Annotated in this window: 16 protein-coding genes, 2 tRNA genes and 1 pseudogene; 6 read left to right on the top strand and 13 right to left on the bottom strand. The window is 52.6% G+C overall.

The features are described from left to right. Positions 1-42 precede the first annotated feature (42 nt). Complete coding sequence (fabI, locus tag RHI63_RS11055; RefSeq protein WP_206200197.1) at positions 43-822, top strand: enoyl-ACP reductase FabI; 780 nt, start codon at positions 43-45, stop codon at positions 820-822. A 51-nt stretch (positions 823-873) separates the two neighbouring features. Further along, positions 874-1,719 carry a PspA/IM30 family protein gene (locus RHI63_RS11050; RefSeq protein WP_206200196.1) on the top strand — a complete coding sequence of 282 codons (846 nt, stop codon included), beginning with the start codon at positions 874-876 and terminating at the stop codon, positions 1,717-1,719. Positions 1,720-1,725: 6 nt separating this feature from the next. Here the strand turns inward: RHI63_RS11050 and RHI63_RS11045 are convergent. The 6 genes and pseudogenes from RHI63_RS11045 to RHI63_RS11020 all read right to left on the bottom strand — a co-directional run bounded on the left by RHI63_RS11045 (position 1,726) and on the right by RHI63_RS11020 (position 5,311). After that, positions 1,726-1,797, bottom strand: a tRNA-Lys gene (locus tag RHI63_RS11045). A gap of 54 nt (positions 1,798-1,851) precedes the next feature. After that, complete coding sequence (locus RHI63_RS11040) at positions 1,852-2,634, bottom strand: HAD family hydrolase (RefSeq protein WP_310821594.1); 783 nt, start codon at positions 2,632-2,634, stop codon at positions 1,852-1,854. 17 nt (positions 2,635-2,651) lie between these two features. Further along, a tRNA-Gln gene (locus RHI63_RS11035) sits at positions 2,652-2,723 on the bottom strand. Between the two features lie 70 nt (positions 2,724-2,793). Next, positions 2,794-3,804: a sulfate/molybdate ABC transporter ATP-binding protein gene (locus tag RHI63_RS11030; protein ID WP_206200194.1), complete on the bottom strand. Its 1,011-nt coding sequence runs from the start codon at positions 3,802-3,804 to the stop codon at positions 2,794-2,796. A 217-nt stretch (positions 3,805-4,021) separates the two neighbouring features. Continuing rightward, positions 4,022-4,826: pseudogene (locus tag RHI63_RS11025) on the bottom strand (IS630 family transposase). A gap of 98 nt (positions 4,827-4,924) precedes the next feature. After that, complete coding sequence (locus RHI63_RS11020) at positions 4,925-5,311, bottom strand: hypothetical protein (RefSeq protein WP_149819415.1); 387 nt, start codon at positions 5,309-5,311, stop codon at positions 4,925-4,927. Between the two features lie 582 nt (positions 5,312-5,893). Between RHI63_RS11020 and RHI63_RS11015 the strand changes: the two genes are divergently transcribed. The 4 genes from RHI63_RS11015 (at position 5,894) to RHI63_RS11000 (ending at position 9,980) form a co-directional block, all read left to right on the top strand. After that, positions 5,894-6,469, top strand: a complete 576-nt coding sequence (locus RHI63_RS11015) for a spore coat U domain-containing protein (RefSeq protein ID WP_310821593.1) — start codon at positions 5,894-5,896, stop codon at positions 6,467-6,469. Between the two features lie 106 nt (positions 6,470-6,575). Next, positions 6,576-7,241, top strand: coding sequence for a fimbria/pilus periplasmic chaperone (locus RHI63_RS11010; RefSeq protein WP_310822024.1), 666 nt, complete (start codon positions 6,576-6,578; stop codon positions 7,239-7,241). Positions 7,242-7,251: 10 nt separating this feature from the next. Next, positions 7,252-9,516 (top strand): fimbria/pilus outer membrane usher protein, encoded by a 2,265-nt coding sequence (locus tag RHI63_RS11005; protein WP_310744554.1) that lies wholly within the window; start codon positions 7,252-7,254, stop codon positions 9,514-9,516. Continuing rightward, the gene (locus tag RHI63_RS11000) at positions 9,489-9,980 is read left to right on the top strand and encodes a spore coat U domain-containing protein (protein WP_310453506.1); all 492 of its coding nucleotides are present in this window, start codon (positions 9,489-9,491) and stop codon (positions 9,978-9,980) included. The genes RHI63_RS11005 and RHI63_RS11000 overlap by 28 nt, the downstream gene beginning before the upstream one ends. Positions 9,981-9,994: 14 nt before the next feature. On the opposite strand, the gene RHI63_RS10995 is transcribed toward RHI63_RS11000, so the two are convergent. From RHI63_RS10995 to RHI63_RS10965, 7 genes are all read right to left on the bottom strand, one after another. Next, a complete protein-coding gene (locus RHI63_RS10995) occupies positions 9,995-10,228 on the bottom strand; it encodes a DUF370 domain-containing protein (RefSeq protein ID WP_149819402.1) in 234 nt (77 codons plus the stop codon). Continuing rightward, positions 10,222-13,524 (bottom strand): carbamoyl-phosphate synthase large subunit, encoded by a 3,303-nt coding sequence (carB, locus tag RHI63_RS10990; protein WP_310821592.1) that lies wholly within the window; start codon positions 13,522-13,524, stop codon positions 10,222-10,224. Before carB ends, RHI63_RS10995 begins: the two co-directional genes overlap by 7 nt. A gap of 120 nt (positions 13,525-13,644) precedes the next feature. Beyond that, positions 13,645-14,151, bottom strand: coding sequence for a DUF6790 family protein (locus RHI63_RS10985; RefSeq protein WP_149819398.1), 507 nt, complete (start codon positions 14,149-14,151; stop codon positions 13,645-13,647). Positions 14,152-14,337: 186 nt separating this feature from the next. Beyond that, positions 14,338-14,985, bottom strand: a complete 648-nt coding sequence (locus RHI63_RS10980) for a type II secretion system protein J (protein ID WP_206200187.1) — start codon at positions 14,983-14,985, stop codon at positions 14,338-14,340. A gap of 12 nt (positions 14,986-14,997) precedes the next feature. After that, positions 14,998-15,504 carry a GspH/FimT family pseudopilin gene (locus RHI63_RS10975; RefSeq protein WP_302678306.1) on the bottom strand — a complete coding sequence of 169 codons (507 nt, stop codon included), beginning with the start codon at positions 15,502-15,504 and terminating at the stop codon, positions 14,998-15,000. Next, on the bottom strand, positions 15,482-16,273 hold the full coding sequence (locus RHI63_RS10970) for a prepilin-type N-terminal cleavage/methylation domain-containing protein (RefSeq protein ID WP_310743053.1): 792 nt from the start codon (positions 16,271-16,273) through the stop codon (positions 15,482-15,484). The genes RHI63_RS10975 and RHI63_RS10970 overlap by 23 nt, the downstream gene beginning before the upstream one ends. A 17-nt stretch (positions 16,274-16,290) precedes the next feature. Next, positions 16,291-18,012 (bottom strand): hypothetical protein, encoded by a 1,722-nt coding sequence (locus RHI63_RS10965; RefSeq protein ID WP_310743052.1) that lies wholly within the window; start codon positions 18,010-18,012, stop codon positions 16,291-16,293. Positions 18,013-18,368 lie beyond the last annotated feature (356 nt).

The following is an 18,368-nucleotide window of genomic DNA, read 5'->3' as shown; positions in this document are numbered from 1 at the left end:
TGGTACGATCAGAGGGTTAGATCCTTCACACTGGCTGTACCTATGCTCCTAGACCTATCGGGAAAACGCGCCCTTGTGACCGGCATTGCCAATAATCGCTCCATTGCTTGGGGGATTGCCCAACAGCTCCATGCAGCAGGTGCTGAACTGGCAGTGACGTATCTTCCCGACGAGCGGGGAAAGCTGAAGCAAAAGGTCGAGGAACTGACAGCCCCCCTTGCCCCCAAGTTGCTCCTGCCGCTAGATGTGCAGCAACCTCAACAAATTGACGAGACCTTTGCGGCGATTCAATCCACATGGGGTGGCTTAGATATTTTGATTCATTGCTTGGCCTTTGCCCAAAAAGAAGATCTCAGTGGTGACTTTTCCGCCGTCTCCCTTGAAGGCTTTAATCTCGCTCTCGACATCAGTGCCTACTCCCTGATCTCTCTCAGCCGTGCCGCTAAACCATTGATGACCAACGGCGGGTCAATCATTACCCTGACTTATTTGGGGGGTGTACGGGTTGTGCCGAACTACAATGTCATGGGGATTGCCAAGGCAGCCCTAGAAATGAATGTGCGCTACCTCGCGGCAGAATTGGGGCCTCAGAAGATCCGTGTCAATGGTATCTCCGCTGGTCCAATTCGCACCTTGGCTTCCTCAGCAGTGGGGGGCATTCTCGACATGATTCACCATGTGGAAGCCACAGCTCCGTTGCGGCGCACGGTGACCCAAACAGAGGTGGGCAACACAGCAGCCTTTCTTGCCAGCGATCTAGCCAGTGGCATCACTGGTCAAATTCTTTATGTGGACGCCGGTTACTGCATCATGGGCATGTAAATAAAAGCCATGCGCTAGAGTAGAGTCAGCGAGTTATTGACGAGGCAAAGCATGGGTTTACTTGATCGTGTCGGCATGGTGATTCGCTCTAATCTCAATGCCATTGTCAGTGCTGCTGAAGATCCAGAAAAAATCCTTGAGCAAACAATTATTGACATGAACGAGGACTTGGTGAAGTTGCGCCAAGCCGTTGCTCAAGCCATTGCTGCTCAGAAACGACTAGAGCAGCAGTACGCCCAAAATCTTAAGGATTCCCAACAGTGGGAAGAGCGGGCACGTCTTGCCCTCAGTAGAGGAGATGAAGCCCTCGCGTTGGAAGCCTTGAACCGTAAGAAAACTGCTGCAGATACCGCTGCCGCCCTTAAAGCCCAAGTGGATCAAATGGCAGTCCAAGTAAAAACCCTTAAGGACAACTTGACCGCCCTTGAAAGCAAAATTTCTGAGGCGAAAACGAAGAAGGAAATGCTCAAAGCGCGTGTCCGGGCAGCCAAAGCCTCTGAGCAGATTCATCAAGCGGTCAGCAAGGTGGGTACCTCCAATGCGATGGCGGCATTTGAGCGTATGGAAGATAAAGTCCTGCAAATGGAAGCCCGCTCCCAAGCGATCGCTGAACTGAGTGGCGATACTCTCGAAAGTAAATTCCAAGCGCTCCAAAGCAGCGCCAACAAACAAGATGTGGAATTTGAACTGCTAGAAATGAAGCGGCAAATGGGCTTATTGCCCGATGCCCCCTCTGCGGGGACACTCCCCCAGACCTCCAGTGGCAGCAGTCAGTTAAATATTAATATCAACGTCTCTACCCCCGAAGTGCAGGACGCGCCACGCCCCAGTGCATCCTCTCAAAGTAAATCTATTGATGACGATATGGCAGAACTCCGCCGCCTACTGGATAGTTAACTCAAATGGGTCGCCTGGGATTCGAACCCAAGACCAATCGGTTAAAAGCCGAGTGCTCTACCGCTGAGCTAGCGACCCACGCTGTTTCGCAGCTTTTCCAGTATAGAGAAAACCACCTTGAAAGACAAGGGGTTAGGGGCAAAGCCAGTGGGGAAATTCACAAAATTGTTCTTGGCTGAGGAGATGGATGCGCGGATGTGCCTCGGCTTGGGCGCGATCGCCAGCAGTGGTATAGCCCCATGTCGCCAAGAAGAGTTCTGTTTCCCCTAGCGCCGGTGTAGCCGCAACCTGTAACAGTGCCCCGAGGCGATCCTCAACAAACCACAGGGGAGCGCCATAGGTTGACTGCAGCGCCTCAAGAATCACAGGCTTTGGCTGCCGTTGCTCTTTGCCATAGATCGCCTCTGGGGGAAAGGAAATGCCCGCTTGCTCCAGCAAATAGGTAACAAAGCGCTGCTCCTTGGTGGTGACAATGGCGAGGGGTTGACCTTGGGCTTGCCAGCGTTGTAAAGCGGCTATGACACCGTCATAAAAGTCATGGAGTGCTAGCCAGCTTTGCCAGTCCGTTGCAATCCAGCGATCGCGCAGGCCGTCCACTCGTTCTCCCAAATCGGTGGCAGTGAGATGGTAGGTAGCAAGTAGGCGATCGCGCACCTTTGGCCAGTTTTGGAGAATCTCTTGAGTAGAGGTGCCTTCAACAATTGCTCGCAACAGGAGTGGCATTTCCCAACCCACCGTAATCACAGGGCGCAATTGACCAAATTGCCTTTCTAGTTCCTCTAGGGAAAGCGCAAGGGGCTGCTCAGGCCACACCTGCTGATACACCTGCCAACTGGTTTGAAAATATTCCCGCAGGCCATTGCAGAGGACGCCATCAAAATCTAAGGCCAGTAATGAGGGTAATATTTGTGACATTGCTGTCTAAAACCTAACTGGGGCGGGAGGATTCGAACCCCCGAATGGCGGGACCAAAACCCGCTGCCTTACCGCTTGGCGACACCCCATTGCGTTGCTTTGTTAGCATAGCAAGTTTGGCTTGGTTTGTTCAAGGGATGGACTGATTTTTTTTCGTGCCTAAATGCTGTAATACAGGGGAAAGGACTTTGCCTCCCGTGGCTTAATAAAGACCTGCTGTTGGGGTTCAAGGCGCAGCTCGTCAAATCGCTCTCGCGATAGGTGTGCCATCAATTCCTGCCCATCGTCTAGGCGCAGTTCCACCTGAATTTCCCAACCCAAGTGAATGATGCGGTGAATGCGAGCTGGGACGGTGTTACCATTGGGACTTGTCTCAATAATGATGTCGCGCGGGCGCAGAAAAATATCGCAGTGGGGGGCTGTGTCTTCGGTGGGCTGAAAAACACGGGAGCGCACGACGTTCACAGGGCCAATAAAGCTCATCACAAAGGGGCTAGCGGGATGGTCGTAAATTTCCGCGGGGGTACCCACCTGCTCCACTTGACCTTTGTTCATGACCACGATTTGATCGGCCACTTCCATGGCTTCCTCTTGGTCATGGGTCACGAAGACCGTTGTCACATGGACATCATCGTGGAGGTGGCGTAGCCATGCTCGCAGTTCCTTACGTACCTTGGCATCGAGGGCACCAAAGGGTTCATCCAGCAATAGCACCTTGGGTTCTACGGCAAGGGCACGGGCAAGAGCCACCCGCTGGCGTTGTCCGCCAGAGAGCTGAGAGGGGTAGCGATCGCCCAAGCCAGCCAACTGCACCAACTCGAGCAACTCCTCAACCCGAGCTTTGATCTTGGCACGGGGCACCTTGCGCAGCTCTAGGCCAAAGGCGATATTTTGGCGCACAGTCATGTGCTTAAAAAGGGCATAGTGCTGAAAGACGAAGCCAATATTACGCTCTTGGACACTTTGATAGGTGGCGTCCTTGCCCGTGAGCAGAATCCGGCCAGTGTCGGGCATCTCTAAACCCGCAATCAGCCGCAGTAAGGTTGATTTGCCAGAACCCGAAGGCCCCAACAGCGCCACCAAAGAGCCACTGGCAATATCCAAATCCACCTGCTTGACCGCTTGAAAGGAGCCAAAGGACTTAGAAACGTTTTCAATAGTGATGCCCATAGCACTGCCAGCAATACTCTAGTTTCTCTATAAGATTACCGTAGTTTTGAAGCCCTGTGTCTTTGCCCACAGGGCAAACGCATACTCAGACAATGGCATGGCAACGCACCGCCTGTGCCAACCGCTCTACCCCACCGTCAAGACTGAGTAGAATACAGGTGCCGTGGATTGCCCTTGAGGCTCAAAACATATAGCTATTCCAATAAAGAATGAGACATTATCCAGCACAATACTTGCGAATCACCTCATCAATCGAACTGTTTGACCCTGCATACATCCGCGCTCGCTTCTGCGCACTGAAGTCGTGCTCAATCACATTCAAATCAGGAGAGTATTTCGGTAAAAATAACACCTCGTGACCCGCCGCTTTCACCACTGCCTGAATCGCCCCTTTTGGATGAATCGGTGCATTATCCATCATCAACAACGACGGTCTCTTTAACGCCGGCAAACAGTACTGACTCAGCCAGCTCACAAACCCTACCGCATTCAAATATCCTGAAAACAGGATTGGGGCGATGAAGTCTTTCTGGTGTCTATACCGTCCTGCGACTCAACTCTCTCTTTTCTGACGCTTCCCCGCTCGCTCTCCATCAATTCGTTGGCCTTGCGCTGACCACCCATACTCACACTCCACCCCAGAGTCAAACCCCGTCTCATCGATATAGACTACCGTTTCCTCCCCATGGCTCTCTACCCATGTGTCGAGCTGCTGTTGATACGCTTGCCGCTCTTCTTCACACCGTTCTTGGTAACGCATCTGTTTTTTTGCGGGTGATGCCCATCTGGTTGAGGGCATAACTAATGGTGGAAACTTGGACGCCAAATCGCTGGGCACGGTCGATTAAACGGTCATCGGGATGGGCAGCAACATCGGCTGCTAAGGCCGCCCAATCCAGCTTCCAAGGACGACGGGGGACAACTGTGGGGGCTAAGTCGTCTCGCTTCAGCCAGCGATGGATGGTGGCGCGGCTCACCTGAAAGATTTGAGTTGCTTCACTGATTTTGCCACCTTGCTGGATGTAGGAGACAACCCGCTCTCGTCAGTCTAAGCTATAGCTCATGTTCTTGAGTAACATTCATGACGCTTTGAGTATAGCCTATCCCTCTTGAAAATATCTCACTCCCTTTCGAAATTAATAGGAGCTGATGCAGGTGGTGTGTTCACCTGTTGCTTGAGGCCATCTATTTTTCGCTGAATACTGGAAACAGCAAAAAAGGGGAGTAACGGGATTGACCCCAAAAAGCCGATAACTAGGCAGCTAAAGACCACATCTTGCCACTGGTGTAGAATACCGTTCGCCACCAAAAATAGGGGAATAGCAGTTACACCAAGATACAGAAGAATAAATAGCCCCTGCAAAATCCTTGGCCAGACCCAGTTCCCTAGAGAAATGCCAACCACGATGACAATAATGCCCAGAACCGCCATTTCCCACTCGGTTAAGGTGTCAATATTACGCAAACTCTGAAGCAAAGCATCAAAACTTGGCAAGTCTGGCAACACAGCAATCACTCCAAATCAAAGGGCTACAAAATTTTCCTAGGCACTAGCATACACTCAAATAAAATGGGGTCAATCAACATTACAAAAATATTTTTGAGACTGCCTTCGATGGCGATCGCATCCCATCAACGATGATCCTGACGCTTGGGGGTGCCAATCTTTAGATTAACTTTTGTTGCGTAGTTAAAATTCTCTGTTCATAAGTCCTGTAAGTGGTGTAAGATTGACAGTGCCCCTCTAACGGCTGCAATTGTGAATTCGCCGCACACCTTCACATTAGGCTTGCGTAAGCTTGGCCTACGAGTCATGACTGAGTGCTCTCCAAATTCATAATTAGCAATTTGTAGGCTTCACTCTAGCAATTAAAATACTGATGAACTGTTGGGAGAAGAGTCTAAGGAAAGATAAAACCTCCGTGAAATTACGGTAGGCAAGGGGGGGGGGATACTGTAGTATTGTTACTGCTAGTATGTGTTGCAAGCTCACCGCGAGTTATCCCTAAAGGTTTGCTACATTCAGTATTAGAGTAACATCAAAAATTGGAGTCTAAACTTTTTGCTGTTCTCATAAGGGGGTTTGACGATGACTTTCTCATTCCTGCTCAAACGGATTCTTCTCGGTCTATTTCTTACTGCGGCGGGGGGCGTACTGCCTCTGTTAATGGCACAGGCTGCCAAAGCCCAAACTTCGCCCCAAACCACAAATATCCAAATTCAAGCAAAAGTCAACCCAGCCTGCAAAATTACGGGTACTCAAAATATCAACTTTGGTACCTATCATCCATTGGGTGCCCACGCAACAACGCCCTTGGATGCCCAAGGCAAAGTCAGCGTTCAGTGTTTACCCAAGACCCAAGCAACTATCAAACTAAGCCAAGGAAATAATTCTGCATCAGGGTCTTCCTGCGCCAGTCCCAAGCGACAGATGGCCAGTGGTACCGCCCGTCTTCCCTATGGACTATACAAGAATTCTACAGCAACGGGTATTTGGGGATGCGATGCCACTAATGATGTCGAGTACACTGCATCTAATGCCTTGCCCAAAGACTTCACTATCTACGGCCGGATTCCAGCAGGAAACAGCCTACCTGCAGGCATCTTGAATCAACTGACACCAGGAACGTACGGTGACACAGTTCAGGTCATTGTCTCGTTCTAAGGTCTGTTTTCCATTCGGGTGGCGGTTTGCGCTGCTAGCTACTCTCTTTGCTCTTGGTCTGAGTTCAAGAGTAGCTGCACAATCCTCAGAGTTTTATTTGAATGCGGTGCAGGTGTTTCTCTCACCGCGTCAGCGAACGGCATTGTTGACCCTGACCAATACGGGGCAGGTGCCGATTAACTTTGAGATTAGTGTCCGCCGCTGGCAGCAAACCGCCGATGGCCAAGAGGAGCTAACGGAAAGCGATGGCAATGTCGTGGCTTTCCCTGTCTTGCTGTCGGTACCGCCAGGAGAACAGCGGACTTTACGGGTTGGGGTACGGCAACCGGCAACCACTGAAGAGCAAACCTATCGCCTCCTAGTGACAGAATTGCCCCCAGCCAATGTGCCAGAAACCCAAGGGGCTGCCATTCGCATTATCAAGACCTTTAGCCTGCCCGTTTTTGTCCAACCTGCCAATATCCAGCGCCAAGGCGAAATTTTGAATGGTCGGGTTGAAGGGGGCAAATTAAGTTTTGTACTCCGCAATCGTGGTAATGTTCACATTCAAACCCTTGGCATAACCGTACAGGGGCTGAATGAGCGGGGGACGGTTGTTTTCGAGCGGACGCTAGATTCTGTGTATGTTTTGGCCGATCGCGATCGCCCCTTTAGGAATATTCCTCTACCACAAACCAACTGTGCCCAAGTGCGCCAAGTCAAATTACAGTCTGTGGGCACCAACCCCTCCCTTACAACTGAAATTTCTACTCCCAACGGCGTTTGCGTTTAGTAGCCTCCTGATGGCTGCTCCAGTCTCTGCCCAAGCAGAAGTCTCTGCCATTTATACCCTTGAGGTGAATCGCGTTACCAAGGGGGATGTGATTGTTTTGGTGCGTGGCGATGATGTGCTCATCCCTTTGCAGGATCTAGTGAATGCCGGTCTGAGGGAGATTGGCGGTCGCCGCGAAATCATCCAAGGCATTGAGCACGTCTCCTTGCAGTCGTTGGCACCGCAGATGACATTCCAGCGGGATGATGCCAACTTAGTGCTACGGTTACAGGTGGGAGCAGCCCAACTGCCACAAACGGTCATTGACTTTAAACCGAGTAATGAACCGCCGGGGATTCGCTATAGCCAACCCTTAAGTGCCTACCTGAACTATGGTGTTTTTTGGAATGACTTTGAACAACTGACGGCTGCCAGTGAAGTGGCGATTAGCTTTGGTGGCAATGCCCTCACCTCAACGCTGGGGTTGACTGCCGATGGCAACCTGCAACGGGGACTCACCGCTTTTAGATTGGATCATCGGCGCCATCTCACAACTTTGACCCTAGGGGATGCGTTTATCAGCAGTGACCTGTTGGGCGGGGGTGGCCTTTGGGGGGGCATTGTTTGGGAACGCAACTTTGGCCTTAGCCCTTACCTGATTCGCCAACCCGCCTTTGACTTTCGGGGTGAGGTAACCACCCCCAGCAGCGCAGAAATTTACCTGAATAACTTGCTGATTCGGCAGGTGACGTTACCGCCGGGGCCGTTTATTCTCAAAAATTTGCCCGCCTTTGGGGGCTTTAATCGCTTGCGAATTGTGATAAAGGATGCTGAGGGCAATCAACAGGTCTTTAGCCGTAATTTTGTCCAGTCGTTTACGTTATTGCGCCCTGGACTATCGGAGTTTATTGTGGCTGCCGGTGCCGAGCGGGAAAATTTTGGCACGGAGAATTTCAGCTACGGAGATCAGGTGCAATTTTTGGCGGCCTATCGGCAGGGCATTTTGAATAACTTGACCCTAGGGGCACGTCTGGAAGGCAATGGCGATCTTTTGAATGCGGGCTTGAACCTGAGTACGGCGATTCCCATTGGCACGCTGGATGTGGCGGCGGCGGTGAGTACCACTGAGGGAAAATTGGGGAGTGGGGTTGCTGTTGGCTACAACTATCCGGGGCGGCGGCTGGCCTTTGGTGGTGGGGTGCGCCTCCTCAGTGGCAACTATGTCAATACTGGCTTGGGTTTGGGGGACGATCGCCCGCAGTTAGAGGGCTTTGCCAATGCCACTCTGAATCTGGGGTCGCGGGTAACAATCAGTGGTCAGTACTTTTTTACCAATCCCCGCGATCAAGTGGTGCGGCAACAGGCAACGATTCTCGCTCAAGTGCAACTCCGCCGCAATCTCAGTCTATACCTGCAAGGTTCGCGCTTCCTTTCTGGCAGTGATCAGCCAGTGAACCAAATCAGTGTTACGTTTAACTACTTTCTGAACAATGCAGTGACACTTAACACTGGCTGGCTGCAACAGGGAAATCAGGGGGTTCCTTTCCTCAACGTCTCGCGATCGCTCCCGGTGGGCGTCGGCTATGGCTATCAGGGACAGGTGCTTCAGGCCAATGAGCGGGTCTTTGTCAGTGGCACATTTTCTTACAATGCCCCTTGGAGCCGCTACCAAATTGGCTACGCGCAGGCAGGGGATACAGGACAGGCGCAAGTGGTGGTGGAAGGGGGATTCGTCACAATTGGCGGTGAAGTTTTTGCCACGCGACCGGTGCAGGGAAGTTTTGTTTTGGTAGATGTGCCCAATGTGGGGGGTGTGCGCACCTACTTAAGCAATCAGGAAATTGGTCGCACGAATCGTCGCGGTAAAATTTTGATTCCAGACTTGCTGCCCTACTACGGCAATGCCTTGCGGATCGAGGATCAGGATATTCCCATTGATTTTGCCATTGGCCGCACCGAGCTACTGATTGCACCGCCTTTTCGTGGGGGAGCGATCGCCCGCTTTGATGTCCGCCCCAGTCGCAACTATGTCGGACGAGTGGTGATTTTGCGGGGCAGTGAGCGAATCATTCCCAATTTGGGACAACTCACCCTAGAACGCAACAAGGAAACAATCCTATCGCCCCTCTCGCCAAGGGGAGAATTTTACTTTGATACCCTAGAAGCAGGAACCTACACTGCTGAAGTGACCTACGAGCAACTGCGCTGTACGTTCCAACTGACACTGCCACCCAGTGACGATCTCTTTACTGATGTAGGGGAAGTCTCATGTTCGTTGCCCGACTCGCCACGATAGGATGCATCACTGGCTTCAGTTGCCTTGGGTATTGGGCAGCCGCACAGGCTCAGGGGACGGGTTGTCAGTTTCAAAGTGTGACCGGGTTAAACTTTGGGAGCTATGATCCTTTTTCGCCCATTCCTCTGGATACCACTGGTCAAGTCCAATTTGTCTGTGTGGGGGGTGGGGCTGGTAGCTTTAATAACCGCCCCGTAACGGTTCAACTAAGCCAAGGGGGCAGCAATAGTTTTACACCGCGACAAATGAGCAGTGGGAGCGATCGCCTGAACTATAACCTCTATCTTGATGCTAATCGCAGTATCATTTGGGGCGATGGCACAGGGGGCACACAGCAACGGGGGCCTTTTATTCCCGGCAACAATGTCCTCAATACACTGACGATCTACGGTCGCATTCCTGCCCAGCAGTGGGTTGCCCCCGGCCTCTACACCGACTCACTGCGGGTGACGATTATTTTTTGATGTTTTAGAGGCGTCTAGGGGGGTGGGTTGAGTCGCGCCACCAACGTTTCAGGATGCAGCGCCGAGAGAACGACAATCTCCCCATCCAAGACCAGTACGGCACGAGTCCGCCGTCCGTGGGTGGCATCAATGAGGTGATGATGCTGCCGTGCTTCGAGAATTAGGCGCTTGATGGGAGCAGAGTCGGGGCTGACGATCGCCAGCAGTCGCTGCGGCGAGACATAGTTGCCAAAACCAATGTTTAGCATTCCGCCCGATGGTAGTCCTGAAGTGCCCGTACCCCGAGGGTTGAGGTTTGCAGGGTTTTAATGGCGGCAGCCGTTGCCTTTGCACCGGCGATCGTCGTCACAATTGGAATCTTGTAGGCAAGGGCGGTGCGACGAATCAATTGGGCATCGGTACGGGCTTCCTGACCCGAGGGCGTATTCAGAATCAGGTGAATCTGCTCATTTTTAATCGCATCGAGGACATGGGGACGCCCTTCATGGAGCTTGAGGATGAGTTCAATATTACTCAGACCCGCCTCAAGCAGAGCATTGCGGGTTCCTTCGGTGGCAATAATCCGAAAGCCGAGGGACTGCAACTCCTGCACCACGGGCACAATCGCTGCCTTGTCGCGATCGCTCATCGATACAAAAACGGTTCCTTTCAAAGGTAACCTTTGATTGACCGCCAGTTGAGACTTGGCATAGGCAGCACCAAAGGTCATGTCAATCCCCATCGCCTCACCGGTGGAGCGCATCTCAGGTCCTAGCACCGTATCGGTACCGGCAAATTTTTCAAAGGGCAGAACCGCTTCCTTAACAGCGACATGGTTGGGAATCTTCTCATCGAGGAAATTGAGTTCTGCAAGCGTTTTGCCTGACATCAGGCGGGCAGCCATTTTAGCAAGGGGAATGCCGATCGCCTTGGAGACAAAGGGCACCGTACGGGATGCCCGCGGGTTGGCCTCCAAAATATAGACCTGCTCCCCTTGTACTGCCAGTTGTAGGTTCATCAGCCCCACCACTTTGAGGGCCTTGGCGAGGGCAATACTCCACCTGCGAATGGTCGCCAACACGGTAGGAGAAAGGGATTGGGTGGGCAAGCTACAGGCAGAATCCCCAGAGTGAATTCCCGCTTGCTCGATGTGTTCCATAATCCCGCCAATCACCACGGTACCGCTGGCATCAGCAATGGCATCCACATCCACTTCAATGGCGTTTTCCAGATACTTATCAATGAGAATTGGTCGCTCTGGCTCCACCTGCACGGCTTCGTTCATATAGCGTTCCAGTTCGGCATCGGAATAGACGATTTCCATGGCGCGACCGCCGAGCACATAACTGGGGCGCACCACTACGGGGTAGCTAATGCGCTGGGCAATACTCAGGGCTTCGGCGTAACTGCGAGCGGTGCCATTGGGGGGTTGGGGGATATTCAGCTCCCGCAAGATTTTCTCGAAGCGTTCGCGGTCTTCGGCAATATCAATGCAGTCGGGCGAGGTGCCCCAGATTTGCGTTCCGAGGCGATCGCCATGGGTTTCGAGGTACTGCTGGAGGGGTAAGGCGAGTTTCAGCGGCGTTTGACCGCCAAACTGAATAATAATGCCGACGGGGCGCTCCACCTCAATAATGTTGAGGACATCTTCCTTCGTCAGGGGTTCAAAGTAGAGGCGATCGCTGGTGTCGTAATCCGTGGAAACCGTTTCAGGATTGGAGTTGACCATGATTGTTTCATAGTCATCCGCCCGCAGCGCGTAGGAAGCATGGCAGCAGCAGTAATCAAATTCAATCCCTTGACCAATGCGGTTTGGCCCTGAGCCAAGAATCATTACCCGCGGCTTGCGGGGGGGCAGCACTTCCGATTGCGGGGGCAGTAATTCAACATCGCCGGTATCGGGGTTAATTTGCTCCACCGGCCGCTCATAGGCGGAGTAGTAGTAGGGGGTGTAGGCCTCAAACTCGGCGGCACAGGTGTCCACGGTTTTATAGACGGGAACAACACCGAGGGATTGGCGATAGGCCCGCACCTGATCATCGGTGGTTTTGGTGGCGTAGGCAATTTGGGCATCACTAAAGCCCTGCTGCTTGACCCGCCAGAGATCATCAGCGGTGAGTTGCTCTAGTTTGCTGCGCTTGAGGAATTTTTCCGTTTCTAGCAGTCCCTGCATCTGCCGCAGGAACCACGGATCAATGGCGGTTAGTTCATAAACCTCTTCAACGGTCATCCCCAAGAGGAAGGCGTGGCGAATGGCAAAGATGCGATCGGGATTGGGTGTGCGCAGTTTCCCCCGCAGTTGTTCAAGGCTGGGGAGTTTTTCGGGGCGATCGCACCCCCAGCCGGCGCGTCCGGTTTCCAGCGATCGCAGGGCTTTTTGCAGGGACTCTTGGAATGTGCGGCCAATGGCCATGGCTTCACCAACGGACTTCATTTGGGTGGTCAGCACCGGCTGCGAGCCGGGAAACTTCTCAAAGGCAAAGCGGGGAATTTTGGTGACCACGTAGTCAATCGTGGGTTCAAAACTAGCGGGGGTTTTCTTGGTAATGTCGTTGGGGATTTCCGGCAGCGTGTAGCCCACAGCCAATTTCGCCGCCATTTTGGCAATGGGAAAGCCAGTTGCCTTAGAAGCGAGTGCTGAGGAGCGCGAGACACGGGGATTCATTTCAATCACGATCACTTCCCCTGTTTCGGGGTTAACGGCAAACTGAATGTTTGATCCGCCCGTTTCTACGCCAATTTCCCGAATGATTTTGATGGCAGCATCCCGCAGCCGCTGATACTCTTTATCCGTCAGGGTTTGCGCTGGTGCGACAGTGATGGAGTCCCCGGTATGGATACCCATGGGATCCACGTTCTCAATGGAGCAGATAATGACCACGTTATCGGCCATATCCCGCATGACTTCTAGCTCATATTCTTTCCAGCCAATCAGGGACTGCTCAATGAGAATCTGCGAGACCGGGCTAGCCTCCAGACCAGCAGCAGCAAGCTCTTCAAATTCCTCTTGGTTATAGGCAATGCCACCACCGCTGCCCCCCAAGGTAAAGGCCGGTCGAATAATCAGGGGATAAACCCCAATCTCTTGGGCGATCGCCCGCGCCTCTTCGAGGGTATTGGCCAAGCCCGACGGACACACCCCCACCCCAATGCGCTGCATTGCCTCCTTAAAGAGCTTGCGATCCTCGGCCATTTCAATGGCGGGTAATTTGGCACCAATCAACTCCACGCCATAGCGATCCAGCACCCCCGATTTTGACAGAGCCACCGCCAAGTTCAGCGCCGTTTGTCCGCCCATGGTCGGCAGTAGGGCATCGGGGCGCTCAGCGGCAATGACTTTTTCCACCATTTCCGGGGTGAGGGGTTCAATGTACGTGCGATCGGCGGTCTCGGGATCCGTCATGATGGTGGCGGGGTTGGAGTTAATCAGGATCACCTCGTACCCTTCCTCGCGCAACGCCTTACAGGCTTGGGTTCCCGAATAGTCAAATTCACAGGCTTGACCAATGACAATCGGACCCGAACCAATAATGAGAATTTTTGAAATATCGGTACGACGAGGCATAGGGACAACGCAGCCAAAGGATTTCAATCACGCCTTCCCTATCCTACACTCCCCCTTGAGATCGCGCCTGTTCTGTTAAGTTGAAAATCACTAGGTCACCAGCTCTGAGGGCGATTGGTGTTAGGATTTACTCACATTCCTATGAGGGTGGGACACATTCCAGCGACTGCGACCCCACAGCAATGTCAAGATCAACGACGGTACGCCAACATCGTAAAGCCAAATCCCCCAGCCAGCATTGTAGGGGGCAAAATTTCCCAGCAACATCTGTTGGTAGTGGCCATAGGCACATCCCAACACATAGACCGAGAAACCAATCCCTGTTGCTGACCAGAACAATCCTCGTTGCCAAATGCAGAGCAGGCCAAGAATCCCAAAGGCCAGATTCGCCATTGCGACCTCAAATTGGAAAGGACTCCCCGGTAACCAGCCAATTTTGCGAGCCGTCGCTGCAGCATCAAACGTATGCACCAACGCACTCATCACCCCCCCAATTCCCACAAAAATAACCAGTAGGTACAGCAAGCTGACATGGATGATCCCTGCCCGTGTACGCTGGTGAGGCTGTCGCCACAAATGCAGACCAATGCCAAGAATAGTCATCAGACTATAAAAAAGCCAAATCATGGTTGCATCCCTATAACAGCAGCAATAGAAAAACGATGACCCTTTTGTCAAACAGGGGGTACGTAAAGTAAAGGGGAGGTCATCCCGTTCCCTAGGAACTTTCACCGTTTTGAGCCTATTCTATCCGAGTGAAGAGGAGAAGCTATCAGTGTTCCCAAAAGTACCTCTCAAGGAATGCTGCTGCCGCTAGGGAGTGGGGGTCGCAGATCCGGATCGCACGGCGGCAAGGGTTTCTGCTTGGTAAACCGTACCCGTTGACTCCACCAAACCAGCAATGCAGAGCTTGACATTGCGATTGTGCTGAACGAAGACGCGAAACCCTCCTTTGTTGGTGCCACTGTCAACAGCGCCCGGCAAGTTATTGGTGCAGTTGGGACTCGTGTTGGCAATGCCATCAATCAACGCATTGGGGGTAGAGTCACCAATTTTTTGGCGATAGAGAATCATCGGGCCTCGCCACACCACATTGCTCGTCTTGGGACGGGTGTAATAGGCCACACGGGTCGTACTGGCGAGGGTGCCGTCGTTCTGTTCCTCTAGGTTATCCGCTGGTTTTTCTATAAACATCACCAACTGGTAGCCACCACTGGGAATGACCCAATCTGGGGGTGCCGTGGTTGAGATGCGAATGGCTGAGCGAATATCATCGGAGATAAAGTCGAGGGCGCGGCTGAGGTTCATGCGGGTAATTGCCTGCTCTTCAACACGACGATTGTTTTGCAGGATAGCCACCATTGCCCAACCACTCATGGCCACAACAATACTGCCAACGGCAGCCGCCACCAGTAACTCCGTCAATGTAAAGCCGCGATCGCTTCTGCGCCAACCCTGCATATCTGTGCCCCTCTAGTTGCGTGCTTGACAGTTGTTGGCAGTCATACCCGTGGTATCCGTTGCAAGGTAACTGCCCGTGCGCATAATCCCCAATCCCAAGGACACCACCAAACAGCGCTGAAGGGTGGGATTATTGGTAGAAGCAATGACAATAGTGCCTGTACTACTGGTGCGCCCCTGAAAGCCAAATCGCACGGAGGCCGTCCCTGTTCCTCGACGGAGGGTTACATTTTCCAGTTGGCGGGAGCCATTGGGCAGACATTGGGGTGGATCTCCCGCGATAGTGGGATTGGTGCCTGTGTTAATCGTCACTCGACAGGCTTGGTTGCGTCGCATTGCCTCCCGCTGCGCTTCCCGTAGTGCCCCCTCTAAGCTTTCAAGAGCTTGGTTGACCCGCTGCGTTTCTAGCCAATAGAGAAAGCTCGGCGTGACAGCCACCGCTAAAATCGCTGCCACCGTCAGGACAATCAGGATTTCAATCAGGGTCATGCCCTGCTCACGGACAGCGGAAAAACGCATTGGGCACCACCTCGGTTGATAGTTGAGCAACGACGCGGTTGTTACTATTGCGCACAGAATAGGCCAGTTCTAGGGTTTGGAAAGGTGCCTCAGCACGGGTGGTGGGTGTGCGCGTCATCGTAAACGTGTCATTGACAATGGGGCGACTATTATTGCTGCTGTTCATCGGCGGAATCAAGGTTTGCAGGTAGGCACCAAAGCCACCATCAATGCCATTGGTTTCATCGGCTTGAATCCGACAGCGGGCATAGACACGAGTACCCGCCCCCCGATAGCCCCCTACTGGCGAGTCCAAGGTAATCGTGTTGGCTGACATAGAGACAATACGGCGTGTGCCCGAGTCCGAACCAATGAGAACGCGATCGCCCACTCGAAACCCATCCGTGGGTGAAGTTACTGGACAGGCACCCCCGGTGCGATACTCTGGGGGCATGGCTTGATCGTAGTCACTTTCACCCGATTGAATGAGTGCCAGTGTTAAGGTGGTGTCATTGCCTTGGGCGGGTGCTGCCAGCTTGCGTTGGGCAAACTTGGTTTGGCAGAGATCGTAGGCAACAATTTTGATATTTTCTAGATCATCTTGAATCCAGTGACTGGCCTCGGCAAATTTACGGGCATCCGCTTGGAAAAAGGCAGCGACAACAATGGCCTGCATCGCCGCTAGGGTAAAGAGGCTAATCACCAGAATGGAAGCCAAGACCTCCGCAAGGGTAAAGCCTTGGGAACGTTGCTGCACCAGCCAGTGGAAATAGAACTTACTACGAGTCATCAACATTACCTCCGAATTTAGTACTGGGCTAGGCGGTTCCAGTTGCTCGCTTCGGTGGTGCGTGCCACAACAATTGAAGCATTGGCATAGTTGCCTCCCAAGGCTTCCGGTAGGCGATCGGGCACCCTGATTTCAGCATTGTTGGAGCTAGAACCATTCCACGTTTTTGCCCAAACTGCACCGAAGATATCTGGCTCGCGACTGCCGCCATTGATGCCTACCTTCGCATCAGGCGCATAAACAAAGACACTTCCTACTGTGGAGCCACCGCTAAGGGTGAATTCTTGGTCAGGTATCGCATTGGTTGGGTCTGGGGGATTGCCATAGATGCGTAGGCGATCGGGCGTGCCGACACCACTGGGAAGTCCCATATTAGCGTCGGTACCGCAGGTGGAACTATTGGGGCTACAGGTGTTGTCAATCCCTGCATTACCACTGAGGGAGATGTTGCCACTGACGTAGAGGCGAATGGCATAGTTCGTCGTATTAAATGTCACCCTCTCGTTACCACTGAGGTTAATGTCGCGAATGCGATAGGCGTAATAGACTTTCTCTGGGTTGACAATTCGCTCCCCGGGGCGTAGGGGATCAGGGATAAAGAAGGGAATGTTGGGGTCAGGGTCAACGTAGGGGCGATCGCCCGAACGGGGAAAGTTTTGGTCAGTTGTTCTACCTGTAATGTCCTGTGAGTCTTGGGGAGGATTTCGGCCTTGTCCTGGAATCGGAAAGTTGGCGTAGGCACCTTGACTGTAGCCGCCTGCCGCTTGCAGGGCTTGCTGAAAGTCGGTAATTTGACTGGATGGCAACCAACTGGGTAGCGTAGTCAGGGGAACACTCCCTAGCACGGAACCACCCACCGCATCGGGTGCTTCAGGAAAAGGCGGTAGGTTAATCTTGTTGATGGCGATCGTCCCCTCAATAATCGCGTTATTGAGCGCTCCGATGGCACTGCGCAGTCCCTGTTGGGTCGGCTGGCCATTTTGGCACTGGGCTTGGGGAACCACACAGTTGGCAGGATTGGTGCAGATCACGTTGCCGTTGACGGTGCCAAAGACATCATTGTTGCCGAGGTTAATGCTTTGTGCCAGCAGGCCAGGGAAGTTGGAGGGCACGCTGCGATCCGTAATCACCATCTTTTGCAAGATGAAGGCATTCGCCGGCGAGTTATTGGGCAAGCGACCTTCGATCAACAGGTGTCCTGTTTGCGTTGGCGCATCGTAGAGATAGGAGAGAATACGGTAATTGCCCTGCACAGGGGTGCCAATTGTGCCGTTGAGGACAATCGTATTTAGGTTATCGAGGGTAAAGCAGGGGGGCGCATCAGAATCAAGGCTCGCCGCTGTCCATTCATTTACAGCAGGAACATTCAAACCCGTGGTATTGGGCTGACCCACTTTTGTTGCATCCGCTGCGCGACTGATCAGGTAGGGGCGGGCAGGATTAAAGTTCGTATTGTTAGCGGGGTTATAGGTGCGGCGCAGCAGAATCTGGTAGTTGCCATTGAGTAAGCCAAGGGTACGAGCCATACCGCCCTCAGCCACCGCAAAGGCCTGCTGGGTTTGTTTTTGCAAGCTAGCAGTGCTCACATCCAGTTGCGATCGCGAGAGCAGGGTTAGGGCAACCACGATCATGATCAGTCCCATGCCCAAGACCAAAGGCAGAGTAAACCCCCGCTGCCGCCGCCGATACCCCGGACGGGGATAGCGACGTTTCAGTGAGCGCACCAGTTTTTTCATCATTGGCCTGTCCTCTATTGCCCCAACCTTTGCTCTATCAATATATCTTGACTACGAGAACTTCGTTGCTGCTGATGCTGAGTTGAATACGCCCTCAATTTTTGGCTTTTATACACAGTTGATATAATTTAACCGCAAACTTGAGAGAGGTGATGTAATCTCGCTCACATCCATGTCCTGCTCCCTATTATACCTTTTCCCAAAAGGCTCCATTTCAAGAGTACTCCAGTATATGCAGTGGCGAATCTCTCTGTTAGGGACAAGTCCAAGCCTTATCAAATTCACTCATACTGGGCTTCAGCGTAAATAAAAGCGTAAATAAACTTGAATAACTCTCGCACAAAGGAGCAACCTCTTGA

The sequence above is a fragment of the Thermosynechococcus sp. GLH187 genome, assembly GCF_031583395.1.
Taxonomy (GTDB): domain Bacteria; phylum Cyanobacteriota; class Cyanobacteriia; order Thermosynechococcales; family Thermosynechococcaceae; genus Thermosynechococcus.
Note: the sequence above shows the minus strand (reverse complement) of the source record. Positions and strands in the feature narration are given on the sequence as shown.